Source organism: Curvibacter sp. T50, from assembly GCF_057219955.1.
On record NZ_JBXVVU010000001.1, the window covers coordinates 146,011 to 164,437 of the forward strand.

Sequence of the window (18,427 nt, forward strand, 5' to 3'; positions counted from 1 at the left end):
CTGCACCGTGTCACCGATTGTTACCGGATAATCGCGCTTCATTCGGTTTTCCCCGGAGTGTGAATCGTGGTTCGTTTCCTCAAACAGCTTGTGCTGGGGCTGACACTGGCCCTGCTGGCGCCCGTGATGGCGCTGGCGCAAACCTGCGCGCCGCCCAGCGCGTTCCAGACATCCATCCCGGCCGGGGTCATCAACGACTATTACCAGGGTAGTGGGCAGCCCACGCTCAATCCCGGCTCCACGGCCATTACCCTGGGCACCCGCGATACGCGCGGCGCGACCACCACCCTGGCCGTGGGTGACCTGCTGATGATCATCCAGATTCAGGACGGCAGCTACAACACCGCGAACAACAGCACCTACGGCAATGGCAGCGGCTCCGGCAACGGCTCCACCAGCCTGGGCAGCGTCGGGCGCTATGAATGGGTACGCATTACCGGCGGCACCTTCCCCAACATCACTTTCACCCCGGCGCTGACCAACCAGTATTTTGATTCCGACGCCACCGCGTCGGCCAACCAGCGGCGCTACCAGGTCGTTCGTGTGCCGCAGTACACCAGTGGCACGGCGGCCGGGGTGGTCGCCCCGCCTTGGAACGGGCGGACCGGCGGGGTCGTGGCCATGGATGTGCGGGGTGCGCTGACGCTCGGCAGCGGTCCGGTCGACGGCGGTGTATTCAACCGGGCCGTTTTTGTCGGAGGAAAGGGATTTCGGGGCGGGCTGGGTTTGGGCTCAGCCACCGATGTGGCGGGCACGACGACCGCCATCGCCACCTGGCGCATGACCTCTACATTGGCTGCGCCCTTTTCCCCCCATGCCTCCAAGGGTGAAGGCATCCACGGCACGCCGCGCCATGTCGCGGTCAAGAACAACAACTGGGGCTTCCAGGGAACCAATGCACTGACGGCGGTGGGTAACCTTGGTAGCGTTTCGCAGGCCGTTGAGGGATATCCTGACGGCAGTTATGCTCGCGGAGCTCCAGGCAATGCCGGCGGCGGAGGAAACGACTCCGATATCGGTGGGACGAACCAGAACAATTCGGGCGGCGGCGGCGGTGGCAACTATGGCGCCGGTGGCATCGGCGGCCGGCCCTGGAATGATCCCCTGATCGATATTGGCGGACGCGGTGGCGCCAGTTACGCGGGTTCCCTCGCCTTCAACCGCATATTCATGGGCGGTGGCGGGGGGGCTGGCAGTACCAACAACGAAACGTCTGACAACGTTTCTTACACCAATCAAGGCATCAACTGCACCCTGACTCTGGGTCGTTGTTCTTCTGGCGCCGCCGGTGGCGGAATTGTGGTGATTCGTGCCCGTTCCGTCGATGGGTCCGGAACCATCGATGCGCGGGGTGCGCATGGCTACAACGTACAGAACGATTCCGGCGGCGGCGCCGGGGCCGGCGGTTCGGTGGTGCTCGAAACTGTTGTCGGCGGCAATGCCTCGATTGATGTATCCGGCGGTGACGGCGGCAATGCGTGGGCGGGCTCGGGCGGTTGGCCCGGCGGACGCCATGGCCCGGGTGGCGCGGGCGGCGGCGGCTTCATTGCGTATGCGCCCAACACCATGGCGATCAGTGCCGCGTTCGCCGGGGGAACCCCCGGTGAAACCATGAACGATGCCGGCTTTGAAGAGTATTACGGCGGCACCGGCTTCAACGGGGGGCTGACCACCTTCCAGACGCCCAATACCCCCGGCGTTCCACAGGCGGCGCTGTGTGATCCGAACCTGCAATTGCGCAAGTCGGATGGTGTGACCTCGCTCACCTCACCGGGTACCACCACTTTCACGTTTACCGTGACCAACAGCGGCGCCAGCGCCACATCGGGCACGATCTCGCTGGCGGACAGCATCCCGACCGGCCTGTCGGTGGCCACCGGTACGCTGACCCTGGGCGGCGCCAATGCGGCCCAGTGGACCTGCAATGCGCCGACCACCCAGACGTTCAGCTGCACGTCGACAACGTCGATTACCGGCTTCGGCACGTCGATCTTCACCATCCCGATGGCGATCAACGGGGCGAACGGCCTGTCGGTGATCAACCGGGCGCAGGTCAGCGGGGGCGGCGACCCGAACAAAACCACCACGGCAACCCCGGTGACGGCGGCCACCTGTACGTCCAACGACACCCCGCTGGGCGGGTGTGCCGTGGACGCCGGCACCATTGTCGCGCCCAGCCTGTCGCTGACCAAGACGGACGGCACCACCACCGTGGTGCCGGGGCAGACCCTGACCTACACCCTGGTGGTGACCAACGGTGGGGCAACCCCCACCACCGGCACCATCACGATTGCCGATCTGCTGCCAACGGGGCTGACGTTCAACGGCGCTTCGCCGTTCATCATGAACAGTTTCACCTGTTCGACCGTCACCGGCCCCGGTATCCTGTGCAACCGCACGGTGACACTGGCCGCCAGTGCCGCGGCGACCGTGACGTTCTCCGTGGTGGTGGCCGCCGCGCCGCCGTCGGCGCTGACCAACCGCGCCCGGGTGGGTGGCGGCGGAGACCCGGCGCCCGGAAAGACGACACGGCCGACCACCACCACGGCGGCTGTCTGCCCGGCGCCCGTGTCCCCGGCCACCGAGGCGGTGGATGACGCGCTCGGTTGCGCCAGCGACTCGGATGCGGTGCTTTACGCGCGCCTGGACATGACCAAAGACGACGGCCAGGTGTTTGTCAACCGCGGGGGGTCGACCACCTACCGCTTCACCATCCGCAACGTCGGCACGGCAGCGACGGTGGGTACCTTGACCTTCGGCGATATTCTGCCGACGCTGGGCACCGGCTCCATCACCTTCACCACGGCGGGTACCTTCAACCCTCCGGGACCGAACGGCGCCAACTGGACCTGCACGCGCAATACTTTCACCTACACCTATTGCATTTCCACCACCTCGATTCCGGCGGGGGAGTCCTCGTCGTTTGACCTGGGTGTCACCGTCAACGCGACTGTGCCGCTGGGCACGCAGACCCTGAACCGGTCGCGGGTGGTGGGCGGAGGCGATCTGGTGGCCGGAACCCTCAATACCGCGACCTTTACCGATATCACCAGTTGCAATGCGGACGGCAGCCCCCACACCGGCTGCGCCATCGACCTCAATACGGTCCAGGGCGCCCCAGAGGTGCGGATGACCAAGAGCCACCCCGACCCGCAGGCCCGATCGCCGGGTGATGCATTTGCCTTCACGCTGAACGTGACCAACACCGGTGGCGCGGCGGCGGCGGCGAATACCGTGCGGGTGGTCGATGTGTTGCCGGCCGGGTTGACCTTCGGAACCATCACACCGTCGGCGCCATTTACGTGTGGGGCGCCCGTCGGGCAGGCGGTCAGTTGTACGAACACGGCTGGCGCGCTGAACACGGCCACCTCCGTGAACATTACGGTCAACGTCACCGTTGCGGCCGGTGCGACCAATACCCTGGTCAACCGGGCACGGGTGACTGCCAGTGCGGACCCGCAGAACAACACCCAGACCACCACCGTGACGGCCGCCTTGTGTGAAGCCACCGATGTGCCGTTCCTCGGTTGTGCGGGTGATCCCGTGCCACTGAACAGTGATGTGCGCACGCTCAAGGAGCAGCGAGCCTTGCCGGCCGGAAGCTTCCAGACCACCTTGCTCGGGGTGAATCTGGCGCAGACCGTGCAGTTCCGCATCAGCGCGATCAATGGTGGTCCGTCCGCGGTGTCGACAGTCACCTTCAGTGACCTGATTCCGTTCAACTTCACCAGCCTGAGCGTGGGCACGGCGACCATCGGGGGGTCGGTGGCGGGCTGTACCGCGACACTCGCGGGCAGTTTGCTGCAGGGCACGGCAACCGGCATGGCATCGGGTTCGACCTGTTCGGTGGTGGTTCAGGGCGTGGCCACCACCAACACCAACGGGGTCACCAATACCGTGGCGATATCGATCCCCAGTGGAATATCGGACACCAATACCGCCAATAACACGGCGACCGTGGTGACGGCGGTCGGATCGGCCAATCTGTCGGTCAGCAAAACCAACAACACCACCACCCTGGTGGCGGGTAGCACAACAAGCTACACCATCACGATCTCGAACCTCGGCCCGTCGGCGGCGGACAACACCCGTGTCTTCGACCCGGTGGCGCCGGGGCTGTCCTGTGTCACCGATCCGATCTGTACGGCGTCGGGATTGGCCACCTGTCCGGGCGGGTTGACCATCGGGCAATTGCAGAACACCACACCCCCACAAGGGGTGGCGATTCCGACCTTGCCATCGGGTGGTGGAATTACCCTGAATCTGACCTGCACCGTGACTGCAACCGGCCAGTAGCGCCGCCCGCGCGCCGGCCGGGATGGTCCTGCCGGACAGCCGGATGCCCCGGGTCCCCGCCCGGGGTTTTTTTCGACTCTACACTTGGCGCATGTTTGCCCGCCTTCGCTCCGACATTCAGTGCATCCTCGATCGTGATCCTGCCGCGCGCAGCACCTGGGAGGTCATTACCTGTTATCCCGGCCTGCACGCGATCTGGCTGCACCGGCCGGCGCATTGGTGCTGGAACCACGGCTTGAAATGGCCGGGGCGTTTCATCTCGCATGTCGCGCGCTGGTTGACCGGGATCGAAATCCATCCTGGCGCCCGCATCGGCGATCGGGTTTTTTTCGACCATGCGATGGGTGTGGTGGTGGGCGAGACCGCCGAGATCGGTGACGGTTGCACCATCTACCAGGGGGTCACGCTGGGCGGGACGTCACTGTACAAAGGGACCAAACGCCACCCCACCCTGGGCAAGGATGTGGTTGTCAGCGCCGGTGCCAAGGTGCTGGGCGGCTTTGAGGTCGGCGACGGGGCCAAGATCGGCAGCAATGCGGTGGTGATCAAGCCGGTACCGCCCGGTGCCACGGCGGTGGGCATACCGGCCCGCATCATCCCGTCCAAAGAAGGCGCCAGCGCGGACGTGACCGTGGCCGAACCGAAATTCACCGCCTATGGCATCACGCAGGACGACGACCCGGTCAGTCAGGCATTGCGGGGACTGATCAGTGGGGCCGCGGCACAGGACCACCAGATCGCCTTGTTGTGGCAGACGATCGACCGATTGCTTGCCGAGCGCACGCAAAGCGGGCCCATGCCGCAGGACGCGGCCCGGCAGGAATGTTTTCCGGCCGAGCGGCTCAACGACCTCGTCGGGAAGTGACCAGCGGCGGCAGCAGGTCACCCGATTCGGGGTGGGCGGGCTTCTGTCGGGGTGGGGTGGGGCGGGACATGGCCGCCAGAAGGTCCAGGGACATCGGCTCGGTCGCTGCGTACTCCGGCGAATCGGCCGCGGCAGGTGAAGGCGCCTTTGCTGGTCTTCCGGTCGGGTGCATGCGGTCCAGATCGGCCAGCGTCATCGGCCGGGTGGGAGCAAACTCCGCCGGGCCCCGCGCCGCCGCTGCGGCGGCCTGTCGCGGATTCATCTGGACGGTGGGCTGGAAGGCCACCGCTTGCGGCGCCATCTGGACGGTGGGCTGAAATGTCGCCGGCTCCGGTGGGGCGGCGGCCGGACGAGACAGCGCCGCGTGGAGCTTCTGCTCCAGGCTGCCCATTTCCGACGTCAACGATTCATTGATCGCCGAGATTTTGCGCAGCTTTTCGGTGGTCACCCTCAGCTTCTGGCTGACCCGCTGCAAGATCACACTCAGCAGCTTGGCAGAAACGGCGGGCTTTTCCGCCATCAGCTTTTCGAGGTGTTCCTGGCCCATCAACGCGGCATACATCTCGGACGCCGCGGTACAGGTCGCCGAGCGGGGCTCGCCGTCGAACATGCCCAGCTCGCCGATCAGATCGCCAGGCCCCAGCAAAGTGACCAGCAGCGGCTCGTTGGCGTTGTCGGTTTCCGTCTCTACCGCCGCTTCGCCCTGGAGAATCAGCATCATCTGGTTGCTGCTGGACGAGCCCTGCTGGGTGAGCACAGCGCCTTCCTTGATGCGCACGGGCTTCATGCAGGTGACGACCGCCAGGGCCTCGTCGTGGCTCAGTTCGCTGAAGGCTTTGCGTCCGCGCAGCAACGCGGCAACATCATTTCGGCTGAATCGCCGTTTGTCGGTGAGGTAGCTGTCCATGGTGACTCAGGATCCCGATGCGGCAAGGGGTTGGAGGACAAACATCGAGTCGGAAATCGAAATGCCCCAGTTCATGTGGATATCCAGCTGGTACAGGCCCAGATCGAGTTCCTGGCCGCTGTCGGTGCGCGCCGTCAGGCGGGCAAAGTACATGCCCGGTTTGATTTCGGTTGGCAGCTGGAGGTTGGGCGCGGTGGCCTCGGCTTTGCCCACGACCTGGTTGAGCGCCCGGTCGTGGGCCAGAACCATGGCGTAGCCCCGGATTGCGGTCGCCGCGATCCCGGAATAGGCGGGTTCGAAACGCAGGCTGGTCTGCCCATTGCGCAGGCTCATGGATGAGCTGACCACACGGGCGCTGACCGCAGGCGGCTGCGGGGCGGGTGCGGGTGCCGGCGGTGCATCGGCGATCGCTACCGTGCGGCTTGCGTCGAAGCCTTCGAGTCCGTTGGGGTCAATCCGGCGGACGCGAACGTGCCAGGTGCCATTGGGGATGCCGGACAGGTCAACGGCGGGCGTGGTGGTGCGCAGGTCGCCCATGATTCGCTCGAACTTCTCATCCTGAGCAACCTGAACCCGATACGCCTGCGCATCACCCAAGGCCGGCAGGCCCCAGACGGGCGTCGGGCGGCGTACCTGGCTGGCGGCGGCGGTCAGGTCGGGTGCGGACAGCAGGGCGACCACGCGGACCTCCTTGCGTGTCGGGTCGACAACGGCGCCCGTGCCGGCCGGAAGGTCGGCACCACTGGCTTGTACCGGGTTGTCGGCGCGAACCAGGCCTTCCAGAACTTCCGAGCGACTGCTTCGGCCGACCGACTCGTCATAAGCCACACGAAAACGGGTGCCGCGGACGCCGACCAGGGCGGTCGGTGTCTCGACCTGGAGCGGGGTGGCGCGCCGGCTGAGTTTGGAGGCCAGCGTCTCGACCGAACCTTGAACGAGGCGCACGGTACCGGAGAACCAGGTGCTGGAGCCGCCGGCAGAACCATCGCGCATGCGGTATTCCCGTTGCCGGGCGAGCTCGGCGACGCTGCCGGGCAACAGTTGCACCCGGCTGCCGTCAGCCAGTTCGACCACGGCGGAACTGTTGGGGCCGGTGGTGATGCGGCTGGCCTCGCCAAGGCTCTGGCCGGCCTGGGCGCGGCTGCCGGCGACTTGAACGTCCCCGGCGGCCGCCACGACCTTCGCTTCCAAGGGCTGCGACTTGAGCATGCGGACCGGAACCTGCACGGTCTGGCCCGGTTTGATGACGTTCGGGTCCGGCATGCCGTTCAGCCGCGCGATGGCTTTCCAGTCAGCGGGTTGCACCAGCATGTCTTTGGTCACGCGGATCAATTTGTCGCCCTTTTGAACCGTGTAGGACAGTGTGGGTTCACTGGCCATCGCCACGACCGGTACAAAAAGCAGAGCAAAAAGTGACCAGTTGACGCTGGGTTTCAATTGAAAATGCATAGAAAGCCGTTCAGAAACGCTTTTTTGTTTATGTCAGCTCCCTGGCCGGATGGCGCTCTTGGGCCGGAATGCCTTGCAGACCGCCTCATCGGTGACCAGATACGGACCGCCGATCAGGTCAATACAGTAGGGGACCGCTGCAAAAATACCCGGCACAGTTTGCCCATGGGCTGTCATTTTGACACCTTCGAGCGTTTCTTGAATACTTTTTGGTTGCCCCGGCAGGTTGATGATCAGACTTTTGTGACGAATGACGGCTGTTTGTCGCGAAAGAATCGCGGTGGGCACGAAATTCAGCGAAATCTGCCGCATTTGTTCTCCGAAGCCGGGCATTTCACGGTGCGCCACGGCCTGTGTGGCTTCGGGAGTGACGTCCCGCGGGGACGGGCCCGTACCGCCGGTCGTCAGGATCAGCGCGCAGTCGCGGTTGTCAACGAGGTCAATCAAGGTGGCGCTGATCTGCGCCTGCTCGTCCGGGATCAGCTGCAGGACAAATTCGATGGGGTTGCGCACGGCGCGCTCCAGCCACGCCTGCAAGGCAGGAAGGCCTTTGTCTTCATAGACGCCGGCCGAAGCGCGGTCGCTGATGGAGACCAGGCCGATTCGGACGGGTTCAAGGGGCTGGCTCATGGTCGAAAAAGATGGTGGGTTCAGTGGTCGGGGCGCAGGCCTGGCGCTCATTGCGCGTCGGCGGGCTGGTCAGCGGCGGCGGCCGCGGTGGTGCGCAGCTGCTCTCGCACCAGCTGGAACAATTCACGGAAGGCACGACTCTGGCGAGGCGCCAGGCCGCGGGATTGCTGATCCCGGTCGGCCGGCGGGGCATCCTTGCGCGCCTGGCGGATCAGGGCCCGAAGCTGCTGGGCATCACTTTCGGGGTGCTGTTCCAGCCAGACTGCCAGCGCCGCATCGTCGGCGATCAGACGCTCGCGCCAGTGTTCTGCGGCATGAAGCGCCGCCGTTTCGGCGGCCGAACCCCGGTGTTGTTCGTCCAGGGCGGCGCGAATGGCCTCCATTGTTTCGGCATCGAGCCGGCGCATGAGTTTGCCGATGAACTGCATCTGCCGGCGACGCCCCTCGAAATGGGTGATTCCGCGCGCTTGTGCCAGCGCTTCGGTGAGGGTGTCGGGCAGTTCCAGACGGGCCAGCAGCTCGGCCCGCAGATCCAGCAAGGCTTCGCCCAGGGCCTGGCGATCGGCACTTTCGCGCTTGAGCTCGGTTTTGCTGGGTTCGTCACCGCCTTTGAGCTCGCGTTTGAACTCAAGATCAAGTTCGCTGCCTTCGGCAACAAACTGGCCGCGGACGAAGTAGCCACGCTTCGGTTTTCGGGACATAAAAAAGGGGGCGCTCACGGTGCGGAGGGGGCAAGTATCATAGCCGCCACGATGAAAAATGCCCCGCAACCGACCTCAGCCTCCCATGGCTTCAGTTTTTCCCGCCGCCATTTCGAGGGCCTTGTCGACGAAGCCCTGGCCCATGCCCGCCGGCTGGGCGCGACCGATGCCGGTGCCGAGGCCTCCGAAGGCTGCGGTCTGTCCGTGAGTGTGCGTAAAGGCGCGGTCGAGACGGTCGAGCGCAACCGGGACAAATCCCTGGGTGTCACCGTCTACGTCGGACACCGACGCGGCAACGCCAGCACCTCGGATTTTTCCTCCAGCGCCATTGCCCAGACGGTGCAGGCGGCCTATGACATTGCGCGCTTTACCGCCGAAGACCCGGTGGCCGGACTGCCGGAGGAGGAGCTGGTGGAGCGTCAGCCGTGCGACCTGGATCTGTTTCATCCGTGGGCCATCACCAGCGAGGACGCCGTGGTGTTGGCCCAGCGGTGCGAGGCGGCGGCTTTCGCGACCGATCGCCGCATCACCAACAGCGAAGGCGCTGCGGTTTCGGTGCAGCAAAGCCATTTCTTCAGCGCCCATACCCACGGATTCCGCGGTGGCTATGCCAGCTCGCGACACACGCTGTCGGTTGCGCCCATCGCCGGCCGGGGCGCGGGCATGCAGCGTGACGCCTGGTACAGCTCGATGCGCGACCCCCGGGGACTGGCCGCACCCGAGGCCGTGGGCCGGTATGCGGCTGAACGCGCGCTCAGCCGTCTCAAAGCCCGCAAGATTGCCACCACGGAATGTCCGGTGCTCTTCGAATCACCGCTCGCGGCGGGTTTGTTGGGCAGTTTTGTCCAGGCGGTCAGCGGAGGCGCGCTGTACCGGCGCAGCAGCTTCTTGCTCGACAGCCTGGGCAAGCGGGTATTTCCGGCGCATCTGGATGTGGATGAAGACCCGTTCGAGCCCGCCGGAAAGGGCAGTGTGCCGTTCGATGATGAAGGTGTGCGCGTGGCGCCGCGCCGGATCGTGGACGCCGGCCGGGTGGCCGGATACTTCCTTTCAACCTATTCTGCCCGCAAACTGGGCATGACCACGACCGGCAACGCCGGGGGCTCGCACAACCTGCGGCTGACTTCGCGGCGCACGCGGCCTGGCGATGACCTGGACGCGATGCTGAAGAAGCTGGGCACCGGCCTGTTCGTGATCGAACTGATGGGCCAGGGGGTGAACTACGTGACCGGCGACTATTCCCGCGGCGCCAGCGGCTTCTGGGTGGAAAACGGCGAAATCGCCTTTCCGGTCGAAGAGATCACCATCGCCGGCAACCTCAAGACCATGTTCAAGGGCATCGAGGCGGTCGGGGCCGACGCCTACAACTACGGCGCCAAGACCGTGGGTTCCATCCTGATCAACCCGATGAAGGTGGCCGGCTCCTGAAAACCCGCACGTCGCGCAGTGGCGCGCGGCCGGTTTCGCTGTTCGTTGCTCAGGGGTTCAGCGCAGCCTTGACGGCGGCGGAAACCTGGCCCATGTCGGCCTTGCCGGCCAGCCGGGTCTTGACGGCGCCCATCACCTTGCCCATGTCGCCCGGGCCGGCGGCGCCGAGTTCGGCGACGATGGCGCGGACCTCGGCAGCAATGTCTTCGGCTGACAAGCGGGCGGGCAGATAGGCCTCCAGCACCTTCATTTCGGCGCTTTCCCGGTCAACCAGGTCTTGCCGGCCGGCCTGGCCGAACGCGGCGATGCTGTCCTTGCGCTGCTTGATCAGCTTGTCGACGATGGCCACCACGGCCACGTCGTCCAGCGTGATGCGCTCGTCCACTTCCTTCTGTTTGATCGCCGCCTGCAGGAGGCGGATGGTGCCCAGGCGCTCGGTGTCTTTGGCGCGCATGGCGGTCTTCATGTCGTCGGTGATCTGGTCCTTGAGGCTCATGGCAGGGTTCCGGTGGCAAAAAAGGAGGGCGAAAAAACGAAACCCGCGCCTGGCGTCCCGAGCGCGGGTTGGGGAGCACAGGAAGGCAGGGCCCTCCGCTGCACCGCTGCGAGATCAGTACAGCTTCTTGGGCAGCTGCATGCTGCGCACGCGCTTGTAATGGCGCTTGACGGCAGCGGCCTTCTTGCGCTTGCGCTCAGCGGTGGGCTTTTCGTAGAACTCGCGGGCGCGCAGGTCAGTCAGCAGGCCCAGCTTTTCAATGGTGCGCTTGAAGCGGCGCAGGGCCACATCGAAGGGCTCGTTCTCTTTAACACGGATCGTCGTCATCAGGTAATGATTTCCAAAATGTGCCGTCAGAGGGTGGCCGGGAAGATCGGGCCCGGACGCCATGACAGCGAAGTTCCCCGCCTGTAACTAGTATTGGCCGGCGGGGTCATGCCAGCAAAGCCTCAAATTATAGCTTTGAAGGCACGGTTGACAACCGCAAGGGCGCGGATTCGACGGCAGGCGCCGTCGACAGGGGTAATGCCTGTGCGCAGGCCTGGGCGCTGGCCCAGGCCCACTGGAAGTTGTAACCACCCAGCCAGCCAGTGACGTCCACCACCTCGCCGATGAAATACAGGCCGGGCTGGGTGGACTCCATCGTCTGCGACGACAGGTCGCGGGTGTCCACACCGCCGAGGGTCACCTCGGCCTTTTTGTAGCCTTCGGTGCCGGTGGGCACCAGTTCCCAGCGGGACAGCCGTTCGGCCAGCCGGGCCAGCGCCTTGTCGCTGCATTCGGCCACCGGGCGCTGCCAGTCGGGGTCCTGCGCGACCCAGGCTTCGGCCAGGCGCGCCGGCACCCACTGCGCCAGTTCGTTCACCAGCAGTTTGCGCGAGCGGCGTTTGGCATCCGCCAGCTGTGCAGGCAGGTCGATCTCGGGCGCGAGGTTGATCTGGATCGGGGTGCCGGGCTGCCAGTAGCTCGACATCTGCAGCACGGCCGGCCCGGACAGGCCGCGGTGGGTGAACAGCAGGTCTTCGGCGAAGGTGATGCGGTGCTTTTTCTCCCCGGTGCTGATCAGCACCGGCAGCGACAGGCCGGCCAGATCCGCGTAGGGTGCCCAGGCGGCGCCGTCGAAGGTCAGCGGCACCAGGCCCGGGCGGGGCGGGACCACACGCAGACCGAACTGTGCCGCCACGCGGTGCCCGAAATCGCTGGCGCCGATGGCGGGAATGGACAGGCCGCCGGTGGCCATGACCACCGATCGGGCACCGATCACTCCTTGATCGGTCATCAATTGATAGCAAACGTCGACCTTTTCACGCTGGGTAGCAGGCAAAAAGGCGATGGAACGGACGGCGCAGGGTTGCCAGCGCGTCACGCCGCCGGTCGCGCACCCGGCCAGCAGCATGTCGATCAGATCGGCGGCCGAGTGGTCGCAGAACAGCTGGCCCTTGTGCTTCTCGTGAAAGGCGATGCCGTGTTGTTGCACCAGCGCGATGAAGTCCTGCGGGGTGTAGCGCGAGAGTGCCGAGCGGCAGAAGTTCGGGTTGGCGCTGATGAAATGTTTGTGCGGCTGGCGCACATCGATGTCGCGGTTCGTGAAGTTGGCCCGTCCGCCGCCGGAAATGCGCACTTTCTCGGCCACTTTTTCGCTGTGGTCCAGCAGCAGCACCCTCAGCCCGCGCTGGCCGGCCGCGCCGGCGCAAAACAGGCCGGCCGCACCGGCACCCACGATCACCACATCGAAACTCAGCATGGCGCGCAGTGTATGCGGGCCAGCCGCCCGGGCCCCGGGCGGCGGGGGTGGCGGCGGCTCAGGCGGCGCGCCGCTCGCAGGTCGGGTGCACCGCCGCGATGCCGCGCACCACGTCGCCGACCACGATCACCGACGGGCTGCCCAGCTGCTCGGCCACCAGGGTGGCGTGCAGGCGTTCCAGTGTGGTGGTGGCGTGGCGCTGTGTGGGCAGGGTGGCGCTCTGGATCACGGCCACGGGGGTGTCGGCGGCAAGGCCGGTCAGCAGGTCCTGCTGGATGCGCGCGGCGCCGCTGACCCCCATGTAGATCACCAGTGTCAGGCGGGCGTCTCGGGCGGTGGCCGCCAGTTGCTGCCAGTCGGTGCCGGCGTCGCCGGGTTTGGCATGGCCGGTGACGAACACCACGCCGTGGGCATGGTCGCGGTGGGTGAGCGGCGCGCCCAGCGATGTCAGCGCCGCCAGGCCGGCGGTGATGCCGTTGACCACCTGCACCGGAATGCCCTGCGCACGCAGGTGTTCCACCTCTTCCCCGCCGCGGCCGAAGATGAACGGATCGCCCCCTTTGAGACGCACCACCACCTCGCCCTCACGGGCCGCCATCACCATCAGCTTTTCGATGAAGGCCTGCGGCGTGCTCTTGCAGCCGCCGCGCTTCCCGACATGGATGATGCGGGCGCCGGGCCGGGCGTGCACCAGCACGGCGTCGTTGACCAGGTCGTCGACCAGCAGCACGGTGGCGGCGGCAATGGCCCGGACGGCCTTGAGGGTGAGCAGTTCCGGATCGCCCGGTCCGGCGCCGACAAGGGCGACGGTGCCGGGCAGGAACTCGGACGGTTGGGGCGCGGGCTGGGGGGCGGGCTGGTTCATGTCGGTGGGACGGCCGGCTGGCCGCAGGTCTCCGTGGTGTTGTGCTGACGCCGTTCTTGCAGGATGTGTGCCACCTGATGTGCGATCGGAACGGGAACCGGGCGACGCCCGTCCAGCACGTCGCGGATGTACGCGGCGGTGGCGTCGGCCGAGATGTCGCGGGGCAGCTCCGGCACGCTGGCCAGCGGGCCGTCCTGCGCGGGCCGCAGCAGGTGGCGCTGCCCGTTGCGGAACGCGTCCATCTGCGGCGTGCGGCGGGCATCGGCCACCGGCTCGCCTTCGGTGCCGCGCAGCAGCAGCGCGTGGGCGCCGACCAGGGCAAAGCTGTCGGCCATCGAGACCGCGTACTCCGGGTGCGTGTAGCTGCCCACGATCAGCGCCGCGCCCTCGCAGGGGTTCATCAGCTTGACCAGGCTGTGGGCCGGGTTGCGCAGGCCCACGGTGCGGCGCACGTCCAGCAGGTGTTTCAGGCCGGGGCAGAGCGTCCCGGTGGGGACAAAGGCACACCGGCCCGGGGCCAGGGGCGCCACACCGGTGGCGGCCGGTTGACCGAGCGCGGCGAACACCGCCTCGCTGGTGATGCGCCGGTCTTCGGTGGCGGCGCCGTGCACCAGCACCGGCACGCCCTCGCGGGCCAGCAGCAGCGCCAGCAGCGGGGTCAGCACCGGGAGTTTGCGTGCGCCGTTGTAGCTGGGCAGCACCACGGTGACGGCGCCGTTGTCCGGCAGGCGGCGCAGGCGTGTGTGGGTGGCGTCCAGGAAACCGGCCATCTCGGCCGGGGTTTCGCCCTTGATGCGCATCGCCAGACAGAAGGCGCCGGTTTCCAGGTCGGTGACGGCGCCGTCCAGCACCTGGCCGAACAGGTCGGCCGCCTGTTCGCGGGTCAGTGCCCGGGCACCGTCCTTGCCGCGGCCGATCTCCTTGAGGTAGTGGCTGATTCCCATGACGGCAATTGTGGCGCAGCTCTGATGACTTCGGGTTATATGGCAAATGCTCCGGCGCCGGTCGTGGCGGGTTCGGCGGCCCGAACCAGGCGGCGCAGCTCCGGCAGGCAGGAGCCGCAATTGGTGCCGCATTTCAGCTGTTCCTGCACGGCAGCCAGGCGCTGGTCTTCGCTGCCGGCGCAGTGGGCCAGCGTGGACTGGATGGTGTCTTCGGCCACGTTGAAACAGGTGCAGACCTGGCGGCCGCGCGCGGCCACCGTCACCGGCGCCCGGGCGCCCGGGGCCAGCAGCAGGCGCCCGTAGGCCTGCGCCGGCAGCTCGTCCTGCAGCACGGTGCGAATCCAGGCCTCGGCGCGGGTGTCGCCCGCCAGCACGAAGGCTTCCAGCCGGGTGTCACCCGCGACGCGGGCCAGCCGCATGGCGCGGCGCTGGCCCTGTTTGCGGTCGGCATAACGCAGCACCTCGGTGCCGGACAGGCCCAGCAACTGTTCGATGCGGGCGAGCAGGTCGTCGGGCGGGGCCTCGTAGGCCGCCGCGCGCAGCAGCACACCGCTGCGCTCGCGCCCGAACGGCACGCAGGTGGCAAACGCAAATGCCGGCATCAGTGCGCGCAGCGCGTCGCGCACCGCCAGCGCCTGGGTGTCGGGCAGCCAGGCCAGTGCCAGCAGCGACCAGGGAAGCTCGGCCTTCAGGACCTTGACCGCCGTGTGCTTGAGCTCGGGCTGCTTCGAGCTGGGACAGAACGCCGGTGTGGTGAGGGTGTTGACCCCGGCCAGCGGCGCGCCGGTGCTGCTGCGCCCGCCCAGGTACTCGCCCCCCCAGTGCATGGCCATGAAGGCCTGCCCGGGGGCGAGCTCGCCGCTGCTGTGCGCCGGGACGATCAGGGAGCCGTGCCGGCTGGTGACATGCACCAGGTCGCCCTCGGCCAGGCTGCGGGCGGCCATGTCGGCGGCGTTCAGCTGCAGGGCCGGCTCGGCCACGTGGCCGAACAGGCGGCCGAGCGTGCCGGTGCGGGTCATGCCGTGCCACTGGTCACGCAGGCGGCCGGTGGTCAGGGCCAGCGGGTAGCGCGCGTCGACGGGCTCGGCCACCGGGCGCCAGGCCTCGGCCACAAAGCGGGCGCGCCCGTCGGCGGTGGGAAACACCGCGTCGGTGTACAGACGCGCGCGGCCCTCGGTGGCCCCGTCCGGGCAGGGCCAGGGCTGGGGCGAATGCTCCAGCCGCGCATAGCTCAGGCCGGTGATGTCCAGGTCGCGGCCGCGGGTGGACTCGCGGTGCTCGTTCCAGATGGCTTCCGGGCTGGCGTAGGGGAACAGCGTGGGTTGCCCCGGCCGCAGCAGGGGTTCGAGCCGGCGCGCGAGGTCCACGGCAATCGACCAGTCGTGGCGCGGCCCGTCCGTCAACGTGCCGGGGGGGCTTACGGCGGCGCGCACGCGCGAAATGCAGCGCTCGCTGTTGGTGACGGTGCCGTCCTTCTCGCCCCAGGTGGAGGCGGGCAGCAGCAGATCGGCAAAGTCGCAGGTGGCGGCGGTGGCAAAGGCCTCCTGCACCACGACGAACTCGGCCCGCTGCAACGCGCGGCGCACGGTGGCCTGGTCGGGCAGGCTTTGCGCCGGGTTGGTGCAGGCGATCCACAGCGCCTTGATCTCCCCGTCGGCGGCAGCCTGGAACATCTCGATCGCGGTCTTGCCGGGCGTGGCGGGCACGTCGGGCACCCCCCACAGCGCCGCCACTTCGGCCCGGTGCGCCGGGTTGGCCAGGTCGCGGTGGGCCGACAGGAGGTTGGCCAGACCGCCGACCTCGCGCCCGCCCATCGCGTTGGGCTGGCCGGTCAGCGAGAAAGGGCCCGCCCCCGGGCGCCCGATCTGCCCGGTGGCCAGGTGCAGGTTGATGAGGGCGGCGTTCTTGGCCGTGCCGCTGCTGCTCTGGTTCAGACCCTGACAGTACAGGCTGAGCGTCGGGGCGCGCGGCCCGCCGGGTGGATTCGTGGTCCCCGCGAACCAGCGGGCGGCGGTGGCGAGGTCTTCAGGGGCGATGCCGCAGACCTGGGCCACTCGCTCGGGGGGGCAATGGCGAACCAGGCTTTCGAGCGCGTCGAAGCCGCTGGTGTGGGTGGCGATCCAGGCCGGATCGGTCCGGCCCTCGCGCAGCATCAGGTGCAGCAGGCCGTGAAACAGCATCACGTCGGTGCCGGGGTGGATGCGCAGGTGCAGGTCGGCGATCTCGGCCGTGTCGGTGCGGCGCGGGTCGACCACCACGATCTTCAGCGCCGGATTCGCGCGTTTGGCATCCTCGATGCGCCGGAACAGGATGGGGTGCGCCCAGGCGGCGTTGCTGCCGGCGATGAACAGGCACTGCGCGTGGTTCAGGTCGTCGTAGCAGGCGGGGGGCGCGTCGGCGCCCAGTGTGGCTTTGTAGCCGGCCACCGCGCTGCTCATGCACAGGCGGGAGTTGGTGTCGATGTTGTTGGTGCCGATCAGGCCCTTGGTCAGCTTGTTGAAGACGTAATAGTCCTCGGTCAGCAACTGGCCGCTGACGTAGAAACCCACCGCATCGGGGCCGTGCTCAGCGATGGTCGCTGCGAAGCGCCGGCTGGCGAGGTTCAGCGCCTCGTCCCAGGACAGGGGTTCGGTCGCGGCGCCGCGCTGCAGCCGCTGCATCGGGCGCAGCAGGCGGGTCTGCCGCGTCACCGCGGCCGACGCCGTCTGCGCCAGCGTGGCGCCCTTGGTGCACAGCCGCCCGAAATTGGCCGGATGCGCCGGGTCGCCGCGCACCCCGGTGATCTGGGTGCCGTCGGATTCGATGATCACGCCACAACCCACCCCGCAGTAGGGGCAGGTGGAGCGGGTTTCGTGCAGCGTCATGCTTTTCTGCAGACAGGCCCGGCCACCGGGCGGGTCAGGTCGGTGGCGTGGCTGGCGAGCTCATCGGTGCGCAGCGACACCACACCGTCGTCCACTTTCACCGCAAAGCGCGGTGTGCAGCCTTCGTCCGGTGCCTGTGCCAGACCGTCGGACAGGCCGATGGTCCAGTTGTGCAGCGGGCAGGCGACGCGGTTGCCGAACACGATGCCTTGGCTCAGCGGGCCGCCCTTGTGCGGGCAGCGGTCCAGCAGCGCATAGACCTCGCCCTGGTCGTTGCGGAACACGGCCACGTCCAGCCCGTTGTCGCGGCGCACGCGGCGCGAACCCAGCACGGGAATGTCCTCGACCCGGCAGACGGCTTTCCATTCAGACATGAAATACTTTCAAGTTAATAGCAAACTATGACCATTTGACGATGGGTAATGGCACTTTTCGTTCGATATTCAGCTCTTGATGGCCGAATACAGCCCGGTCACGCGGTCCATCACGGCCAGCAGGTTCTCGCTGGCCACAAACACGTCCGACAGCGGCTTGCCGCTGGTGCCGGGCTGGAGGCGCTTGAGCGCGTTGTCAAAGAACACCCACTGGCCGTCGGCGAGTTGCAACTCTTCGCGGATGCGCTGCGTGGCTTCCGGCGCGTTGCGCAGCACCTCGGTGGCGGCCAGGAATTCGGTGCGGGCCTTGCTGATTTCGGCGGTGGCGGTGGCGGCGTCCACCGGCAGCGTGGCGGCCAGGTAAAACTTGGCCATGCGCTGGCTCAGCATGCGCTGGCGCCCGGCAATGTTCACCAGCTTGCCCACCGGCTTGCCCGACGCCGTTTCATATTGCACCGTGCCCTGGTGCGCCAGCGCCAGCACCCGGGCGTCAGCGGCCAGCACGGCAGCGGCGCCGCCTTTGCCCGGCACGCTGCCCACCAGCGTGGCCTTGTAGTCGCTCCAGGCGGATTCCAGCTTGTTGTAGGTGTCGCGAATCTCGGGCGTGGGGGCAAAGGCCTTGAGTTCCACCAGCTGGCGGTCGAACAGCGCCATGGAGCGGTCGAGCACCGGGCGGGCCGTGTTCGGCTCCACCTCGTGCACCAGGGCCAGCCAGGCCTTGCCCATGCGCTGGCTCAGCATGCGCTGGCGGCCGGCCTTGTTGATGGCGTCGTTCAGGTCGGTGACTTGGGCGAATGCCGAGAAAGGCAGGGCGGCGCTGGCGGCCAGCGCGGTCAGGACATGACGGCGTTGCATGGTGAGACT

Annotated in this window: 15 protein-coding genes; 3 read left to right on the top strand and 12 right to left on the bottom strand. The window is 67.2% G+C overall.

What is annotated here, in order from left to right; all coding sequences use genetic code 11:
- Positions 1 to 66 precede the first annotated feature (66 nt).
- Positions 67 to 4,296 carry a hypothetical protein gene (locus AC2EBU_RS00715; protein ID WP_484608476.1) on the top strand — a complete coding sequence of 1,410 codons (4,230 nt, stop codon included), beginning with the start codon at positions 67 to 69 and terminating at the stop codon, positions 4,294 to 4,296.
- 91 nt (positions 4,297 to 4,387) lie between these two features.
- Complete coding sequence (gene cysE, locus AC2EBU_RS00720) at positions 4,388 to 5,161, top strand: serine O-acetyltransferase (RefSeq protein WP_484608477.1); 774 nt, start codon at positions 4,388 to 4,390, stop codon at positions 5,159 to 5,161.
- Here the strand turns inward: cysE and AC2EBU_RS00725 are convergent.
- From AC2EBU_RS00725 to yjgA, 4 genes are read right to left on the bottom strand one after another with little or no spacing between them, the layout of a single operon-like run.
- Positions 5,139 to 6,068 (bottom strand): Crp/Fnr family transcriptional regulator, encoded by a 930-nt coding sequence (locus AC2EBU_RS00725; protein ID WP_484608478.1) that lies wholly within the window; start codon positions 6,066 to 6,068, stop codon positions 5,139 to 5,141. The two genes, cysE and AC2EBU_RS00725, sit on opposite strands and share 23 nt — an antisense overlap.
- 6 nt (positions 6,069 to 6,074) lie before the next feature.
- Positions 6,075 to 7,517 (bottom strand): FecR family protein, encoded by a 1,443-nt coding sequence (locus AC2EBU_RS00730; RefSeq protein WP_484608479.1) that lies wholly within the window; start codon positions 7,515 to 7,517, stop codon positions 6,075 to 6,077.
- 33 nt (positions 7,518 to 7,550) lie between these two features.
- The gene (mog, locus tag AC2EBU_RS00735) at positions 7,551 to 8,147 is read right to left on the bottom strand and encodes a molybdopterin adenylyltransferase (RefSeq protein WP_484608480.1); all 597 of its coding nucleotides are present in this window, start codon (positions 8,145 to 8,147) and stop codon (positions 7,551 to 7,553) included.
- Positions 8,148 to 8,194: 47 nt separating this feature from the next.
- Positions 8,195 to 8,848 carry a ribosome biogenesis factor YjgA gene (gene yjgA / locus AC2EBU_RS00740; protein WP_484608481.1) on the bottom strand — a complete coding sequence of 218 codons (654 nt, stop codon included), beginning with the start codon at positions 8,846 to 8,848 and terminating at the stop codon, positions 8,195 to 8,197.
- A gap of 51 nt (positions 8,849 to 8,899) precedes the next feature.
- On the opposite strand from yjgA, the gene pmbA reads away from it, so the two are divergent.
- On the top strand, positions 8,900 to 10,276 hold the full coding sequence (gene pmbA / locus AC2EBU_RS00745) for a metalloprotease PmbA (RefSeq protein WP_484608482.1): 1,377 nt from the start codon (positions 8,900 to 8,902) through the stop codon (positions 10,274 to 10,276).
- A gap of 49 nt (positions 10,277 to 10,325) precedes the next feature.
- On the opposite strand, the gene AC2EBU_RS00750 is transcribed toward pmbA, so the two are convergent.
- The 8 genes from AC2EBU_RS00750 to AC2EBU_RS00785 all read right to left on the bottom strand — a co-directional run bounded on the left by AC2EBU_RS00750 (position 10,326) and on the right by AC2EBU_RS00785 (position 18,418).
- Positions 10,326 to 10,772: a GatB/YqeY domain-containing protein gene (locus tag AC2EBU_RS00750; protein WP_484608483.1), complete on the bottom strand. Its 447-nt coding sequence runs from the start codon at positions 10,770 to 10,772 to the stop codon at positions 10,326 to 10,328.
- A 114-nt stretch (positions 10,773 to 10,886) separates the two neighbouring features.
- Positions 10,887 to 11,099, bottom strand: coding sequence for a 30S ribosomal protein S21 (rpsU, locus tag AC2EBU_RS00755; RefSeq protein WP_007833691.1), 213 nt, complete (start codon positions 11,097 to 11,099; stop codon positions 10,887 to 10,889).
- A 127-nt stretch (positions 11,100 to 11,226) separates the two neighbouring features.
- Positions 11,227 to 12,516, bottom strand: coding sequence for a BaiN/RdsA family NAD(P)/FAD-dependent oxidoreductase (locus AC2EBU_RS00760; RefSeq protein ID WP_484608484.1), 1,290 nt, complete (start codon positions 12,514 to 12,516; stop codon positions 11,227 to 11,229).
- 58 nt (positions 12,517 to 12,574) lie between these two features.
- Entirely contained in the window at positions 12,575 to 13,381 is an 807-nt protein-coding gene (cobA, locus tag AC2EBU_RS00765) for a uroporphyrinogen-III C-methyltransferase (protein WP_484608485.1), read from the bottom strand.
- On the bottom strand, positions 13,378 to 14,325 hold the full coding sequence (gene ybiB / locus AC2EBU_RS00770; RefSeq protein WP_484608486.1) for a DNA-binding protein YbiB: 948 nt from the start codon (positions 14,323 to 14,325) through the stop codon (positions 13,378 to 13,380). The genes cobA and ybiB overlap by 4 nt, the downstream gene beginning before the upstream one ends.
- Before the next feature lie 35 nt (positions 14,326 to 14,360).
- A complete protein-coding gene (locus AC2EBU_RS00775; RefSeq protein ID WP_484610084.1) occupies positions 14,361 to 17,183 on the bottom strand; it encodes a nitrate reductase in 2,823 nt (940 codons plus the stop codon).
- A 2-nt stretch (positions 17,184 to 17,185) separates the two neighbouring features.
- Positions 17,186 to 17,563 (bottom strand): nitrite reductase small subunit NirD, encoded by a 378-nt coding sequence (gene nirD, locus AC2EBU_RS00780; protein ID WP_484608487.1) that lies wholly within the window; start codon positions 17,561 to 17,563, stop codon positions 17,186 to 17,188.
- A gap of 69 nt (positions 17,564 to 17,632) precedes the next feature.
- Entirely contained in the window at positions 17,633 to 18,418 is a 786-nt protein-coding gene (locus AC2EBU_RS00785) for a type IV pili methyl-accepting chemotaxis transducer N-terminal domain-containing protein (RefSeq protein ID WP_484608488.1), read from the bottom strand.
- Between the last annotated feature and the right edge of the window lie 9 nt (positions 18,419 to 18,427).